The sequence below is a fragment of the Micromonospora sp. NBC_01405 genome (assembly GCF_045040155.1).
GTDB lineage: Bacteria > Actinomycetota > Actinomycetes > Mycobacteriales > Micromonosporaceae > Micromonospora.
Window position 1 is genome coordinate 427,771 of the sequence record NZ_CP109532.1, and the last position, 16,965, is coordinate 444,735.

Annotated in this window: 4 protein-coding genes; all 4 read right to left on the reverse strand. The window is 76.2% G+C overall.

Annotated elements, in window-relative coordinates; genetic code table 11:
* Positions 1 to 12: 12 nt before the first annotated feature.
* The 4 genes from OG559_RS01860 to OG559_RS01875 all read right to left on the reverse strand — a co-directional run bounded on the left by OG559_RS01860 (position 13) and on the right by OG559_RS01875 (position 16,947).
* The gene (locus OG559_RS01860; protein WP_405111580.1) at positions 13 to 855 is read right to left on the reverse strand and encodes an ABC transporter permease; all 843 of its coding nucleotides are present in this window, start codon (positions 853 to 855) and stop codon (positions 13 to 15) included.
* Positions 852 to 1,898, reverse strand: coding sequence for an ABC transporter ATP-binding protein (locus OG559_RS01865; protein ID WP_405111583.1), 1,047 nt, complete (start codon positions 1,896 to 1,898; stop codon positions 852 to 854). The genes OG559_RS01860 and OG559_RS01865 overlap by 4 nt, the downstream gene beginning before the upstream one ends.
* Before the next feature lie 87 nt (positions 1,899 to 1,985).
* Positions 1,986 to 7,469: a type I polyketide synthase gene (locus OG559_RS01870; protein ID WP_405111586.1), complete on the reverse strand. Its 5,484-nt coding sequence runs from the start codon at positions 7,467 to 7,469 to the stop codon at positions 1,986 to 1,988.
* Between the two features lie 25 nt (positions 7,470 to 7,494).
* Positions 7,495 to 16,947, reverse strand: a complete 9,453-nt coding sequence (locus OG559_RS01875; protein ID WP_405111588.1) for a type I polyketide synthase — start codon at positions 16,945 to 16,947, stop codon at positions 7,495 to 7,497.
* Between the last annotated feature and the right edge of the window lie 18 nt (positions 16,948 to 16,965).

The window sequence follows — 16,965 nt, forward strand, 5'->3', positions numbered from 1 at the left end:
CGCGTAACGCGGTCAGTCCATGGACCGGCGCAGGAAGCCGCGGGTCCCGATCGTGGTGGCGACGACGAACACGCCGGCGAGGACGATCAGGTCCAGCCAGAGCGGCACCGACTCGACACCGGGCGGGGCGACCAGCGACCGGGTGGCCTCGCTGACGTAGGTCAGCGGGTTGAGCGCGCAGATCACCTGGAACCAGGGCAGGGAGTCCAGGGCCCGCAGCGGGAACTGGGTGGCGCCGGTGAACATCAGCGGCGTCATGATCACGGTGAACATGATCTGGATCCGGTGCGGCGGGACCAGGGTGCCGAACGTGAGACCGAGCGCCGCGCCGACCAGCGCGCCGGCCGCCAGCACCACGATCACCTTGAGCGCCGTCAGCACGGGCCAGGTGACCCCCAGCATGAGCATGCCGATCGGGATCAGCACCAGGCCGGCGATCGTGCCGCGGATGGCCCCAAAGATGATCTTCTCGAAGGCGACCAGGGGGATCGACAGCGGGGAGAGCAGCCGGTCCTCGATCTCCCTGGTGAAGGAGAAGTCCATCACCAGCGGCAGCGCGGTGTTCTCCAGGCCGATCAGGAAGGCGTTCAGCGCGATGACGCCGGGCAGCAGGACGTTGGCGAAGTCGTTGCTGGCGTACCCCAGCTCGCCGAGCACCTTGCCGAAGATCAGCAACATGAACAGCGGCTGGATGAAGACCTGGGCCAGGAACGCGCCCAGCTCGCGGCCGGTGACGAACAGGTCACGCGCGAGCACCGCGCGGAACGTGGCGAGCTGGTCCAGCCAGCGCACCGAACGAGGCGCCGTGAACGCCTGCGTCGGCGCGGACGGGTTGGCGGGGGCGGTGACGCTCACCGAAGTTCCCTTCCGGTCAGGTGGATGAAGACGTCTTCCAGGCTGGGCTGGCCGATGCTGAGGTCGCGGACCTCGCAGTTCAGGTCGCCGAGGATCTTCAGCGCCATCGGCACGGCGTGGGCCGGCTGGGTGCCGGTGTAGACCCGGAAGGACAGGGTGGCGTCCGGGTCTGCCGGCACGGCGGGCAGGGGCATCGGCATGGGCATGGGCGGCATCCCGGGGAACGCCGGCATGCCGCCGCCCGCGCCGCCGCGCAGCTGCTCCACCCGCTCCACGTCCGCGATGTTGCCGAGCGCGGCCTGCACCTCCTCGGCCGGCGCGCCGGCGCCGACCACCAGGGTCAGCGTGCTGCTGCCGGGCAGGGTGCGGGTCAGCGCGGCGGGGGTGTCCAGGGTGAGCAGCTTGCCGTGGTCGATGATGCCGACCCGGTCGCAGAGCTTCTCCGCCTCGTCCATGTCGTGGGTGGTGACCACCACGGTCACGCCCTGCTGCTTCAGCTCGGCGATCCGGTCGTGCACGAACAGCCGCGACTGCGGGTCGAGGCCGCTGGAGGGCTCGTCGAGGAAGAGCACCCGGGGCGAGTGCATCAGCGCCCGCGCGATCATCGTGCGCTGCGCCAGGCCGCCGGAGAGGAAGTCGGTGCGAAGCTTGGCCATCTCCGTGAGGCCCATCTGCTCCAGCAGCTCGTCCGCCCGCCGGTTGCGCTCGGCCCGCGGCACGCGGTGGTACGCCGCGTGGAACACCAGGTTCTGCCGGACGGTCAACGCCCGGTCCAGGTTCACCCGCTGCGGCACGACCGCCAGCAACTGCCGGGCCACGGCCGGCGCGCCGATCACGTCCGCGCCGCATACGGTGGCCCGACCCGAGGTGGCACGCACCCGTGTGGTCAGCACCCCGATCGTCGTCGTCTTGCCCGCGCCGTTCGGCCCGAGCAGACCGAAGACCTCACCAGCGGCGACGGTGAAACTCAGTCCGTCCACCGCCGGTGGCATGTTGGGCTGGTACTGCTTGACCAGCTCCGTGACCACCACTGCCTCGTCCACGTCGTCATGCTCCCGTCCAGGTCATCTATGGGACAGATACGGATCTTTGAATAGGGGGCGCTAGGGGGACCGCAGGGGCGCGGGCCCTCACAGGCCATGCCCGGCCAGCCACCCCTGCAGGCTCGCGGCCAGCTGCGGGCCCCGGTCGGCGACCATGCTGAAGTGGTCACCGGCCGCGTCCACCACCTCGTGCGGGTACGGCCACCGGGACCGCCAGCCGTCGGCCTCCCCCGTCCACTGCCCCAGCGGCTCGCTGGCCCGCACCAGCAGGGTCGCCGACGTCATCGGGGCGGGCTGCCAGTCCAGGAACAACGGCAGGTACCCGGCCCACGCGGTGGTCCGCCAGTCGTCCATCGGGGTGTACGCGCTGTCCCGCTCGGTCATCCCGTCGAGCAGCTCCGGCACCCAGCCGCCGAGCACCTCGCTGTCGGCCGGGTAGGTGTCCATCAGCACCACGGCGGCCGGCGGCCGGCCCTGGCGGTCCAGCTCGCGGGCGAGCACGTTGGCGACCATCGCGCCGCCGGAGTGCCCGCCCAGCACGTACGGGCCGTCGCCGACGGCGCGCAGCACCGTGTCGGCGTGCACCCGCAGCAGGGCGTCCAGGTCGGCGGGCAGCTCCTCGCCCGCCCCGAATCCGGGGTTGGGCAGCGCCCAGACGTCGCGCAGGCCGCGGAAGCCGGACGCGAGCCGGGCGTACTCGTGCGCGCCGGAGAGCAGCGACATGGTGCAGCAGAAGACCAGCGGCGCGCCGGCGCCGCCCTCGGCCAGCCGCAGGATCCCGGCCGGCCGGGAGAGCTGCCCGGGGTCGGTGAAGGACGGCCGGAACTGGGCCAGCTTGACCAGCAGCTCGGCGTACCCGGCGGAGTCCTCGCGAGCCTTGGGCTGGTTGAACAGCCCGCCGAGCAGCCCGCCGCCGCCCACCCCGCCGCCGTCGCCCGCTCCGGTCGCCGCGTCGCCGGCCGCGCCCGCGCCGAGGAGCTGGCCGAGCAGGTGCCGGGCCAGCGCCGTCGGGGTGGGGTGGTCGAACAGCAGGGTGGCGGACAGCTCCGCGCCGGTCTCCTGACGCAGCGCGTCGCGCAGTTCGAGGGCGGTCAGCGAGTCGAAGCCGAGTTCCAGGAAGTCCCGGTCGGCCTCGATCGCCCCGGGCGAGGCATGCCCGAGCACCGTGGCCACCCGCGCCCGGACCAGGTCCAGCAGGATCCGCTCCCGGTCCGCGGCGGTGCTGCCGGTGAGTCGGGTCAGCAGCGCCCGGGCGGGGTCGCCGGCGTCGCCCCCGGCCGACCCGTCCGCCGCGGCGGCGGCCGTCGCCTCGGGAACGCCGCGCAGCAGCGGGCTGGGCCGTACCGCGGTGAAGGCCGGCACGAACGCGGGCCAGTCGATGTCGGCGACGGCGAGCTGGTCGTCGCCCCGGCCCACGGCCTGCTGCAACGCGGCGACGGCCAGCTCGGCGTCGAGCGGCCGGACGCCCCGGCGACGCAGCTGCTCCGGCTCGGCGACCTCGTCGGCCCACGGCACCCAGGCCAGCACGGTGGCCGGCCGGCCGGCGGCCCGGCGGCGGGCGGCCAGCGCCTCCAGGCCCGCGCCGGCGGCGGCCGTGACCGCCGCGCCACCGCCGCCCCAGGTCGCGGCGGTGGAGGTGAAGACCACGAACTCGTCGACGGGCCGGTCGGCGCAGGCGGAGTCGAGCTGCTCCACGGCGGCGACGCGGGCGGCGACGGCGACGGCCAGTTCCGCCGGGTCCAGGCCGGCGACCGGCTCGCCCGCCCCGCCGGCGTCGGCGACGTGGACGACCGTGCGGACCGGGTGGCCGTCGGCGGCGAGCCGGTCCAGCAGGTCGGGCAGCGCTGCGGGATCGCCCACCGGGGTGACCTCGACGCCCCGCCCGGTCAGCTCGGCCGCCGCCTCGGCGGGCAGGGCCGCCCCGGTGAGGACCAGGTGCGGCGCGCCCCGGTCGGCGAGCCAGCGCAGCACGTGCGGGCCCCGCACGCCGGCCGCGCCGTCGACCAGCACCGCTCCCCTGGGATGCCAGTCCTCGTCGACTGCGGCCGGGCCCGTCGGGGCGGGTTCCAGTCGCCGCGCGTACACCCCGGCGGGCCGGACCGCGAGCTGGTCCTCGTCGCCCCCGGCCGCGACGAGCCGGGCCAGCGCCGCGAGGGCGGCGCCGTCCGGCTCCGCCGGCAGGTCGACCAGGCCGCCCCACAGCCGCGGCATCTCCAGCGCGAGCACCCGGCCCAGGCCCCAGACGTACGCCCCGGCGACGCCCGGCGCGGGATCGTCCGGGTCGACGGCGACGGCTCCCCGGGTCACGCACCACACCGGCGCGCCGCCGTCGGCCGCGCCCAAAACCCGGACCAGCGCGGCGGTGCCGGCCAGCGCGGCGGTGCCGGCCGGGTCGCCCGCCGCCAGCAGCGACACCACGACCGACGGGGCGTCCCCGGCGGGCAGCACGAGGTCGCCGGGGTCGTCGCCCACGGGCACCAGCACCGGCGACAGGCCCTCGGCGCGCAGCGCGGCCAGCACCGGGTCCGCGTCCATGCCGGTCGGGGCGACCACCAGACAGGGACCGGCCGGCGGGGCGACGGCGGTCGGCGGGGCGATCCGCGCCCAGCCGGCCCGGTACCGCAGGCCGTCCAGCTCCGTACGCCGGCGCTGCCGGCCCCGGTACGCCCCGAGGACGGGCAGCAGCTCGGCCAAGGCGTCCCGCCGGTCGCCGCCGAGGCCGAGGACGGCGGCCAGCGCGGCCGGCTCGTCGGCCTCGACGGCGGCCCAGAAGTCCCCGTCCACGGCGTCCGCCGCCGGGGGCGGGACGAGGCGGAACCCGGGCGGCTCCGGCCAGTACCGCTCATGGTGGAAGGCGTAGGTGGGCAGGTCGACGCGGGCGGCGTCGGCGCCGGTGAACAGGGCGGGCCAGTCCACCGCGGCGCCCCGCAGGTCCACGGCGGCGAGGGCGGCGAGCAGCCCGGCCGCCTCCGGCTGGTCCCGGCGAGCCACCGGTACGAAGGCCGCCGGGTCGACGTCGGGCAGGCACTCCCGGCCCAGCGCGGTGAGCGCGCCGTCCGGGCCCAGCTCCAGGAAGGTGCCCACCCCGGCGGCGGCCAGGGTGGCGATACCGGCGTGGAAGCGCACCGTGTCCCGCACGTGGTCGACCCAGTAGCCGGGGTCGGTGGCCTGCTCGGCGGTGAGCACGTCGCCGGTGCGGTCGGAGACGACCGGCAGCCTCGGCGGATGCCAGGTGACCTTCTCGGCGACCACCCGGAAGTCGGCGAGCATGGCGTCCATCCGGGCGGAGTGGAACGCGTGACTGACCCGCAGCCGGCGGGTCCGCCTGCCCTGCGCGGCGAGGCTCTCGCCGGCCGCGAGCACGGCGTCGGCGTCGCCGGAGAGCACCACCGACGCGGGGCCGTTCACGGCGGCCAGGGCGACCCGGTCGCCGAGCTGCGGCGCCACCTCCGCCTCGGACGCCCGGACCGCCAGCATCGCCCCGCCGTCGGGCAGGGCCTGCATCAGCCGTCCCCGGGCGGCCACCAGGGTCGCCGCGTCGGCCAGCGACAGCACCCCGGCGACGTGCGCCGCGGCCAGCTCGCCGACGGAGTGCCCGAGCAGCTGCTGCGGGCGCAGCCCCCACGCGGTGACCAGCCGGTACGCGGCCACCTCGTACGCGAACAGCGCCGGCTGGGTGAACTCGGTGCGGTCCAGCAGGGCCGCCTCGGGCGACCCCGGGTCGGCGAAGACGACCTCGCGCAGCGGGCGGGTCAGGTGCCGGTCGAGTTCGGCGGCCACCTCGTCGAAGGCTGCGGCGAACACCGGGAACCGGCGGTGCAGCTCGGCGCCCATCCCGGGGCGCTGCGCGCCCTGACCGGTGAAGAGGAAGGCGAGCTTACCGGCCGGGCGGGCCACCCCACGGGTCACGCCCGCGGCGGGCCGGTCCTCGGCGACGGCCCGCAGGCCGGCCCGCAGCGCGTCGCCGTCCGCGCCGGTCACGGCCGCCCGGTGCGGCAGCGCCGCCCGGGTGGTGACCAGCGAGTACGCCACGTCGGCCGGGGTCAGGTCGGGGTGGGCGGCCAGGTGGTCCAGCAGCCGGCGGGCCTGCCCCGCGAGGGCCGGCGCGGAGCGGGCGGAGACGATCCACGGCGCCGGCGGGGCGGACGCCCCGGCGGGACGGGGCGGCGGCACGTCGGCGGGGTCGGGCTGCTCGATGATGGTGTGCGCGTTCGTGCCGCTGACCCCGAACGCGGACACCCCGGCGCGGCGCGGCTGCCCGGTCTCCGGCCACGGGATCGCCTCGGTGAGCAGGGACACCGCCCCGGCGGACCAGTCGACGTGCGGGGTGGGGCGGTCGACGTGCAGCGTGGACGGCAGCGTCCCGTGCCGCATGGCGTGGACCATCTTGATGATGCCGGCGACCCCGGCGGCTGCCTGGGTGTGGCCGATGTTCGACTTCACCGAGCCGAGCAGCAGCGGCCGGTCCGCCGGCCGGTCCCGGCCGTACGTGGCGAGCAGCGCCTGCGCCTCGATCGGGTCGCCGAGGGTGGTGCCGGTGCCGTGCGCCTCCACCACGTCGACCTGGTCGGCGGTCAGCCCGGCGTTGGCCAGCGCCTGCTTGATCACCCGGCGCTGGGAGGGGCCGTTGGGGGCGGTGAGCCCACTGCTGGCCCCGTCCTGGTTGACCGCGCTGCCGCGCACCACGGCGAGGACCCGATGGCCGTTTCGGCGGGCGTCGGAGAGCCGCTCGACGAGCAGCATGCCGACCCCCTCGGACCAGCCGGTGCCGTCGGCGGCGGCGGCGAACGACTTGCACCGCCCGTCGGTGGACAGCCCACGCTGGCGGGAGAACTCCACGAAGACCGTCGGGGTGGCCATCACCGACACCCCGCCGGCCAGCGCCAGGGTGCACTCGCCCAGCCGCAGCGCCTGGCAGGCCAGGTGCAGCGCGACCAGCGACGACGAGCAGGCGGTGTCCACGGTGACCGCCGGGCCCTCCAGCCCGAGGGCGTACGAGATCCGGCCGCTGGCCACGGCGGCGGCGCTGCCGGTGCCGAGGTACCCCTCGACACCGCCGCCGACCCCGGACAGCAGGGCCGCGTAGTCGCCCTGACTGCTGGTCGCCGCGTACACGCCGGTGGGCGCGCCGCGCAGCGTGGTCGGGTCGATCCCGGCCCGCTCGAACGCCTCCCACGCGGCCTCCAGCAGCAGCCGCTGCTGCGGGTCCATGGCCAGCGCCTCGCGGGGGCTGATGCCGAAGAACGCGGGGTCGAAGTCGCCGGCGGAGTAGAGGAACCCGCCCTCCCGCACGTACGAGGTGCCCCGGCTGTCCGGGTCGGTGTTGTACAGGGCGTCGAGGTTCCACCCCCGGTCGTCGGGGAACGGCGCCATCGCGTCGGCCCCGGCGGCGACCAGGTCCCAGAGCTGCTCCGGCGAGCGCACGCCGCCGGGGAACCGGCAGCTCATCCCGATGATCGCCACCGGTTCGGTGAGCGTGGCGGCGAGCTGCTGGTTCTGCTGCTTGAGCTTCTGGTTGTCGAGCAGGGACGCGCGCAGCGCGCTGACGACCTCGTCCAGTGAGACGCTCATCGGGGGCTCCTTGCGGCCAGCCGGATCACGAGTCGGAGCCTTCCAGGGCCATCCGGACCAGACCGGCGACGTCCAGTTCGCGGATTTCGGCCTCCGGCGCGGCCGGGACGGCCACCGGCGCGCCCGCGACCGGCCCGGCCGCGCGGGCCAGCTGGAGCAGCTGGTCGAGCAGCCCGGCCTGGCGTAGCTGGTCCAGCGGGATCGCGGCCAGCACCCGGCGGACGGACTCCTCGTCGCCGTCGTCGCCGGCCGCCGCCCCCGCGTCGGGGAAGAGCTCCTCGTAGAGGTGGTCGGCCAGGCCGGCCGGGGTCGGGTAGTCGAAGACGACCGTGGTGGGCAGCTCGTGCCCGGTCGCCGCGGTGAGCAGGTTGCGCAGTTCCACGGCGGTCAGCGAGTCGAAGCCGAGGTCGAGGAAGCCCCGGTCGGTCTCGATCACGTCGGCGGAGGAGTGGCCGAGCACCTTCGCCGCGTCCACCCGCACCATCTCCAGCAGTGCCGCCCGCCGTTCCTCGCCGGGCAGCGCGCGCATCCCGGCGAGCAGGTCCCGGGTGGCCGGCGCGGCCGGGGCGGGGCCGTCGGCGACGGTCTCCGTCAGGGCACGCACAGCTGGCAGGTCGGCCAGCAGCGGGCTGGGCCGCAGCGCGGTGAACAACGGCTGGAAGGTGGCCCAGTCGACGTCGGCGACGGTGACGCAGACGTCCCCGGCGGCGAGGGCGTGCCGCAGGCCGGCCATCGCCACGCCCGGCGGCATCACCCGCAGGCCGCGGCGGCGCAGCTGTTCCGGCGCGTCGTCGGCGAACATGCCCGACTCGGTCCACGGCCCCCACGCCACCGAGGTGGCCGGCAGGCCCCGGCCGCGCCGCTGCTCGGCCAGCGCGTCCAGGTACGCGTTGCCGGCGGCGTACGCGCCCTGCCCGCCGCTGCCCCACACCGCAGCGATCGACGAGAAGAGCACGAACGCGTCCAGCTCGACGCCGTCGAGCAACTCGTCGAGCAGCTCGGCACCAGCCAGCTTCGGGGCGATGACGTACGCGAGGTCCTCCAGGGTGGTGTCGGCCAGCGGCACCACCTCACTGACCCCGGCGGCGTGCACCACCGCGCGCAGCGGCGTGCCCTCCCGCCGCAGCTCGGCGACGAGGTCGGTCATGGCGGCCCGGTCGGCGGCGTCGCACCGCGCCACCCGGGCGGAGACGCCGAGGGCGTCCAGCTCGGCGAGCAGCTCGGCCGTGCCGGGGGTGTCGGCACCGCGTCGGCTGGTCAGCACCACCCGCTCCGCGCCGGCGCCGGCCGCCCAGCGGGCCACGTACCCGCCGAGCGCCCCGGTACCGCCGGTGATCAGCACGGTGCCCCGGGGTTGCCACGGCGCGGGCTCCCCGGCGGTGACGGCCGGGGCGAGCCGGCGGACCAGCACCCCGGAGTCGCGGACGGCGAGCTGGTCCTCCCCCACACCGCCGGTGAGGATGCCGCCGAACCGCATCGCCGTCCAGCTCTCCAGGGTGGCGGGCAGGTCGACCAGCCCGGCCCAGCGGGCGGGCTGCTCCAACGCGGCCACCCGGCCCAGCCCCCACAGCATCGCCTGGCGGGGGTTGACCGGCACGTCGCCGTCGCCGACGCCGACCGCGCCCTGGGTGACGCACCACAGCCGGGCCGCGGCGACGGTGTCGGTGAGCTCCTGGAGGAGCTGCACGGTCGCGGCGAGGCCGCGGGGCAGCACCGGGTGCTCGGCGTGCGGGGCGTCGTCCAGGCCGAGGAAGGACAGGATCGACAGCGTCCCGTCTGCCGCGGCCAGCGCCTCGCCGAGCACGTCGGCGAGCTGGCCGCCCAGCTCGTCGGGGTCGGCGGCGGTGTCGACGGGCACGGTCGTGACGTCGCCGCCGAGGGTCCAGGTGCAGGCGTTCAGATCCGGGTCGTCGGCCCGGTCGGCGGGCAGCAGCACCAGCCAGGGGCCGGCCTCCTGCTCCGTCGGCGTGCCGGCCAGCGGCTCCCAGACCGCCCGGTACCGGGCACCGTCCACGAGCGAGCGTTCCCGACCGCGCCGCCGCCACGCGGACAGGGCCGGCAGCACCGCCCCGAACGGCTGGTCGCGGTCCACGTCCAGCTCGCGGGTCAGCGAATCGAAGTCCTCGGCCTCGACCGCCGCCCAGAACCGGCGCTCGACCTCGGTGCTGTCGTCCTCGGCGGGGACGAGGGCGGCCCAGTCCGGTGGCTCCGGCCAGTAGCGCTGTCGGTCGAACACGTACGTGGGCAGGTCCATCGGCTGGGCGCCGGTGCCCTCGTACAGGGCGGACCAGTCCGGGGAGACGCCGTGGGTGTGCAGCGCGGCGACGGCCCGCAGCAGGGCGGCCGGCTCCGGCCGGTCCCGGCGCAGCGTCGGCACGATCAGCGGGGCCCGGCCGCCGGCCGGGGCACCCTCGGCGAGGACTGCCGGGGTGAGGGCGGTGAGCACCCCGTCCGGGCCGATCTCGACGTACCCGGTGCAGCCCTGGGCCCGCAGGGCCGTGACGGCGTCGGCGAAGCGCACGGCGTCGCGGGCGTGTCGCACCCAGTACGCCGGGCTGGCCAGCTCCGCCGGGTCGACCACCGCGCCGGTGACCGTGGAGACCATCGGCACGGTCGGGGTCCGCTGCTCCAGCCGGGCGGCGACGGCGGCGAGGTCGTCGAGCACCGGGTCCATCAGCGGGCTGTGGAAGGCGTGGCTGACGGTCAGCCGCCGGATGCGTACGCCCCGGGCCGACCACTCGGCGGCCAGCTCCTCGACGGCGTCGCCGGCCCCGGACAGCACCACGGCGGCGGGGCCGTTGACGGCGGCGACGGAGACCCGGTCGGCGCGGTCGCCGAGCGAGGCCAGCACGTCGGCCTCGGCGGCGGCGACCGCGAGCATCGCCCCGCCGTCGGGCAGCGCCTGCATGAGCCGGCCCCGGGCGGCGACCAGCTCGGCGGCCTCGGTCAGGCTGAGCATCCCGGCGGCGTGGGCGGCGGCGAACTCGCCGATGGAGTGCCCGGCGACCGCGTCGGGGCGCACGCCCCACGCCAGCAGCAGCCGGAACAGCGCCACCTCGACGGCGAACAGCGCCGGCTGGGTGTACTCGGTGCGGTCCAGCAGCTCCGCGTCGGCGGTGCCGGGCGAGGCGAACAGCACCGGCCGCAGCGGTCCCGGCAGGTGCGGGTCGAGGGCGGCGCAGACCTCGTCGAGGGCGGCGGCGAAGGCCGGGAACGCGGCGGCCAGCTCGCGGCCCATCCCGGCCCGCTGCGCGCCCTGCCCGGAGAACAGGTACGCCACCTTCGGCCGGGGCGCGACCGCGCCGGTGACCACCAGCGGCGACTCCTCGCCGGAGCCGAGGGCACGCAGCCCGGTGCGCAGCGCGATCCGGTCGGTGGCGAGGACGACGGCCCGGTGCTCCAGGGCGGCCCGGGACACCACGGACGACCAGCCGACGTCGACCATCGGCGGCGCCTCCGGCCCGGTGACCTGGTCGGCCCACGGGCTCGCCTGCGCGGCCAGCGCGGACGCGGTGCGCGCCGACAGCAGCACCGGCACCACCGGCAGCCGGTCCGGGTCCCCGGCCGGCTCGGCCGGTACGGGCAGCTCCGGGGCCTGCTCCAGGATGGTGTGCGCGTTGGTGCCGCTGATCCCGAAGGAGGAGACGGCGGCCCGCCGGGGACGGCCGGTGACCGGCCAGGTCCGGCCCTCGTCGAGCAGCTCGACCGCGCCGACGCTCCAGTCCACCTGGTCGGTCGGCTCGTCGACGTGCAGGGTCTGCGGCAGGTAGCCGTACCGCAGGGCCAGGACCATCTTGATGATGCCGGCGACCCCGGCGGCGGCCTGGGTGTGCCCGATGTTGGACTTGATCGAGCCGAGCCAGAGCGGCTGGTCGGCCGGCCGGTCCCGCCCGTACGTGGCGAGCAGGGCCTGCGCCTCGATCGGGTCGCCGAGCTTGGTGCCGGTGCCGTGCGCCTCGACGGCGTCCACCTCGGCCGGGGTGAGGCCGGCGTTGGCCAGGGCCTGCCGGATCACCCGCTGCTGCGAGGGCCCGTTCGGGGCGGTGAGGCCGTTGGACGCGCCGTCCTGGTTGACGGCGCTGCCCCGGATCACCGCGAGCACGGGGTGGCCGTTGCGCTGGGCGTCGGAGAGCCGCTCGACCAGCAGCACGCCGAGGCCCTCGCCCCAGCTCGTGCCGTCGGCGGCGGAGGCGAACGCCTTGACCCGGCTGTCCGGGGCCAGGCCCCGCTGCCGGCTGAAGCCGACGAACACCCCGGGGGTGGACATCACGGTGACGCCGCTGACGAGGGCGAGGGAGCACTCCGCCTGGCGCAGCGCCTGGCAGGCCCAGTGCAGCGCGACCAGCGACGAGGAGCAGGCGGTGTCCACCGAGACGGCGGGCCCCTCCAGCCCGAGGGTGTACGACACCCGGCCGGAGAGCACGCTGCCGGCGTTGCCGGTCATCAGGTGTCCCTCGGCGCCCTCGGCGCTGTACATCAGGTTCCGGTAGTCCTGGTAGTTGGTGCCGACGAAGACGCCGGTGGGGCTGCCGCGAAGCGCCTGCGGGTCGATCCCGGCCCGCTCGATCGCCTCCCAGGACGCCTCCAGCAGCAGCCGCTGCTGCGGGTCCATGGCCAGGGCCTCGCGGGGGCTGATGCCGAAGAAGCCGGCGTCGAAGTCGGCGACCCCGGCGACGAAGCCGCCCTCCCGGGCGTAGCTGGTGCCCTCGTTCTCCGGGTCGGAGTCGAACAGCCGGTCGAGGTCCCAGCCCCGGTCGGTGGGGAACTCGCCGATCGCGTCGCCGCCGGCGGCGAGGAGCTGCCACAGCCGCTCCGGGTCGTCCGCCCCGCCGGGGAGCCGGCAGCTCATCGCCACGATGGCGATCGGGTCGTCGTCGACGGCCACGGCGGGGGCGGCGGGGGCGGTCACGGCCGGGACGACCCCGGTGAGCAGCTCGTCCAGGTGCGCGGCGAGCACCGTCGGGTTCGGGTAGTCGAAGGCGAGCGTCGCCGGCAGCCGCAGGTCGGTGGCGGAGGCCAGGAAGTTGCGCATGTCCACCGCGGTCAGCGAGTCCAGGCCCAGGTCCCGGAAGGGCCGGGTGGCCGGGATGTCGTCGGCCGCGCCGTAGCCCAGCGCGGTCGCCGCGCACTGGCGGACCAGTTCCAGCAGCGCCTCGACGCGCTCCGCCGGGGTGAGCACGGCGAGCCGGCGGGCCAGCGCCCCGGACGCGTCTGCCGACTCCTCCTCCGTGGCCTGCGACGTGATCTCCCGGGCCGCCTCGCGCACCTCGGCGAGGTCGCCGATCAGCGGGCTGGGCCGGACCAGGGTGAAAGCGGGGGCGAACCGGCCCCAGTCGATGTCGGCGATCAGCGTGCTGGTCTCGCCCCGGCGCAGCGCCCGGGCCAGGGCCTCGACGGCCAGGGCAGGGTCCATGCCGACCATGCCGCCCCGGCGCAGCCGCTGCTGGGCGCGCTCGTTGTCGGCGGGCAGGCCGGCGCCGCTCCACGCCCCCCAGGCCACCGAGAGGGCGGGAAGGCCCTCGGCCCGGCGCCGCTCGGCGAGGGCGTCGAGGAAGGCGTTCGCGGCCCCGTACGCGCCCTGCCCGGCGTTGCCGGTGGTGCCGGCGACCGAGGAGAACAGCACGAAGGCGTCCAGGTCCAGGTCGCGGGTCAGCTCGTCCAGGTGGACGGCGGCGGCGCACTTGGGGGCGGCGACGGTGTGCAGGCGCTGTGGGGTGGCGGTGTCCACGATGCCGTCGTCGAGGACGGCGGCGGTGTGCAGCACGGCGCTCACCGGGGCGTCCCCGTCGACGGTGGCCAGCAGGTCGGCGAGCTGCGCCCGGTCGGTCACGTCGCAGGCCGCGACGGTGACCCGTACGCCGAGGTCGGTCAGCTCCGCCTCCAGCTCGGCGGCGCCCGGGGCGTCCGGGCCGCGCCGGCTGGCCAGCAGGACGTGCGTGGCGCCGGAGCGGGCCGCCCAGCGGGCCAGGTGCCCGCCCAGGCCGCCGGTGCCACCGGTGATCAGCACGGTGTCGCGCATCCGCCAGCCGTCGTCCGCCGGCTCGCCGGACGCGGTCGGCTCGGGCTCGGTGATCCGGGTGAGCCGGCGGGCGAAGACCCCGGAGTCGCGGACGGCGAGTTGGTCCTCGCCGCCGTTGTCGCCGAGCGCCGCGCAGAGCCGCACCCCGGTCCAGGGGTCGAGGACGTCCGGCAGGTCGACCAGGCCGGCCCAGCGGCCGGGGTGTTCGAGGGCGACCGCGCGGCCGAGGCCCCAGACGGCGGCGGCGGCCGGGCTCGGCGCCGGGTCCTCGGCGTCGACGGCGACGGCCCGCCGGGTGGCGCACCACAGCGGCGCCTCGACGTCGAGCGATCCGAGCGCCTGCACGAGCAGGGCCGTCCCGGTGACGCCCAGCGTGGTGGCGGAATGTTCGGGGTGCGCCCGCTCGTCGAGGCCGAGCAGCGACAGCACCGAGGCGGGGCCCTCGTCGGGCAGCGCGTCGCGCAGCAGGTCGGCCAGCGCCGCCGCGTCGGCGGTGGTGTCCACCTCGACGGGTACGGCGTCCACGCCGACGCTGCCGAGCGCGGAGAGCACGTCCTGGACCAGCGGGTCCTCGCCCAGCCCGCCGGGAACCGGGACCAGCCAGGTGCCGGCGAGCCGGTCCAGCGGCAGGTCGGGCAGGGCGTCCCAGGTGACCCGGTAGCGCCACTGATCGATGTCCGGCTCGTCGTCGGCGCGGGCGAGGAAGAGGGACGGCGCGGGCCAGTACCGGTGGTGGTCGAAGGCGTAGGTGGGCAGGTCGACGGTGGCCGTGGCGGCGAGCACGTTCGTGAGGTCGACGGGCAGGCCGAGCGTGTGCGCGGTGGCCAGGTTCGTCAGCAGCCGGGTCGCGTCGTCGTCGCCCCGGCGCAGGCTGCCCAGGGTGTGCCCGGTGGTGCCGGTGTCGTCGAGGATCGCCGTGACCGGCATGGTCAGCACGGGGTGCGGGCTGATCTCCACGAAAGTGCGGTGGCCGGCGGCGATCGCGACCCGGACGGCGGCGTCGAACTGCACCGTCCGGCGCAGGTTGTCGTACCAGTACTGCGCGCCCATGGAGGTCGGGTCGACCCAGTCGCCGGTCAGCGTGGACACGAGCCGGACGTCGCCGGCCTGCGGGGTCACGTCAGCCAGGTCGGCGCGCAGCTGCTCGGCGACGTCCTGTACCGACGCCGAGTGCGACGCGTAGTCCACCGGAATCAACCGGGCACGGAGCCCGTCGTCGGTGCACGCCTGGACGAGGTCCGCCACCGGCTGCGGCGGACCTGACACCACCACCGTGCCCGGTCCGTTCACCGCCGCGACGCCGACGCCGGGGAACCGCGCGAGTCGATCGGTGACCGCGTCGGCGGACAGGTCCACCGACGCCATCGCCCCGGTGCCCCGCAGCGCGGCCAGGGCACGCGAACGCAATGCCACCGTCCTCGCCGCATCGTCCAACGACAGGATCCCCGCCACACAGGCCGCACCGATCTCGCCCTGCGAGTGACCGATCACCGCCTGCGGGGTGACGCCCGCGTGCCGCCATACCGCCGCCAAGGCGACGCCGACAGCCCACAGCACCGGCTGCACCACCTCGACCCGGTCCAACCACGACTCGTCCTCACCCGTCAACACCGCGACGAGATCCACATCCAGATACGGGGCCAGGGCACGCTGACACTCCGCCAACCTCGCGTCGAACACCGGCGTCCGGCCGACCAGACCCGCCGCCATCCGCGCCGACTGCGCACCCTGCCCCGGGAACACGAACACCGGACCCGCGCCCGGGGCCGCCGCCGCGCCGGAGACCACGTTGCCGGCCGGCGCACCCGCCGCAAGGGCGTCCAGGCCGGCGAGCAGCTCCTCGACGGTAGAACCGACCACGGCGGCCCGCTGCTCGAACGTCGACCGGGTGGCCGTCAGGGACCAGCCCACCGCCGCCGGGTCGAGGCCGTCACGCTCCCGCACGTACGACGCCAGGCGGGCGGCCTGGCCGGCGAGGGCAGCCCTGGACCGGGCCGACACCGGCCACACCGTCACGCCCGAGGCGACCAACCCCGGGGCCGTGGCGGGGGCGGCGACCGGCTCCGCCGGCCCGTCGTCGGCCTGCTCGATGATCACGTGCGCGTTGGTGCCGGAGATGCCGAACGAGGAGACGGCGGCCCGCCGGGCCCGGCCCGTCTCGGGCCACGGCCGCGCCTCGGTGGTCAGCTCCACCGCGCCGGCCGTCCAGTCGATGTGCGAGGACGGCTCGTCGACGTGCAGGGTGGCCGGCACGATCCCGTGCCGCATGGCCAGCACCATCTTGATCACCCCGGCGACGCCGGCCGCGGCCTGGGCGTGGCCGATGTTCGACTTCACCGAGCCGAGCAGCAACGGACCGGTGTCGCCCCGGTCCTGCCCGTACGTGGCCAGCAGCGCCTGCGCCTCGATCGGGTCGCCCAGCTTGGTGCCCGTGCCGTGCGCCTCGACCACGTCCACGTCGGCCGTGGACAGCCGGGCCGAGGCGAGGGCCTGGCTGATCACCCGCTGCTGCGCCGGCCCGTTCGGCGCGGTCAGCCCGTTGGACGCGCCGTCCTGGTTGACGGCGGAGCCCCGGACCACCGCGAGGACGGAATGGCCGTTGCGGCGGGCGTCCGACAGCCGCTCGACCATCAGCCAGCCGACGCCCTCGGAGAACCCGGCGCCGTCGGCGGCGGCGGCGAAGGACCGGCACCGCCCGTCCGGGGAAAGGGCGCGCTGCCGGCTGGAGCCGATGAAGAGGCCGGGGGTGGCCATCACGGTCACCCCGCCGGCCAGGGCCAGGTCGCACTCCCCCGCCCGGAGCGCCTGCACCGCGAGGTGCAGCGCCACCAGCGACGACGAGCAGGCCGTGTCGATGGAGACCGCCGGACCCTCCAGCCCGAGGGTGTACGACACCCGGCCGGACGCGACGGCCGCCGCGCCCCCGGTCATCGAGTGCCCCTCGTCGCCGTCGGGCGACATCATCAGCAGGGTGCCGTAGTCCTGCCCGTTGGTGCCGACGAACACCCCGGTCCGGCTGCCGCGCAGGGTGGCCGGGTCGATCCCGGCGGCCTCGACCGCCTCCCAGGACGTCTCCAGCAGCAGCCGCTGCTGCGGGTCCATGGTGAGCGCCTCGCGGGGCGAGATGCCGAAGAAGGCGGAGTCGAAGTCCCCGGCCCCGTCGATGAACCCGCCCTCCCGGGCGTACGAGGTGCCCGGGTTGTCGGGGTCGGGGTGGTAGAGCCGTTCCAGGTCCCAGCCCCGGTCGGCGGGGAAGGGGGCGACAGCGTCCCGGCCGTCCCGCAGCAGCTCCCACAGCTCGTCGGGGTTGCGCACCCCGCCGGGCAGCCGGCAGCTCATCGCCACGATCGCCACCGGCTCCAGTTCCTGGGACTGGACCTCGCTGAGTCGGCGGCGGGTGTCGTGGAGATCAGCCATGACCCGCTTGAGGTAGTCGCGGAGCTTGTCTTCATTGGCCATCGGGGTGCCGCTTCCTCG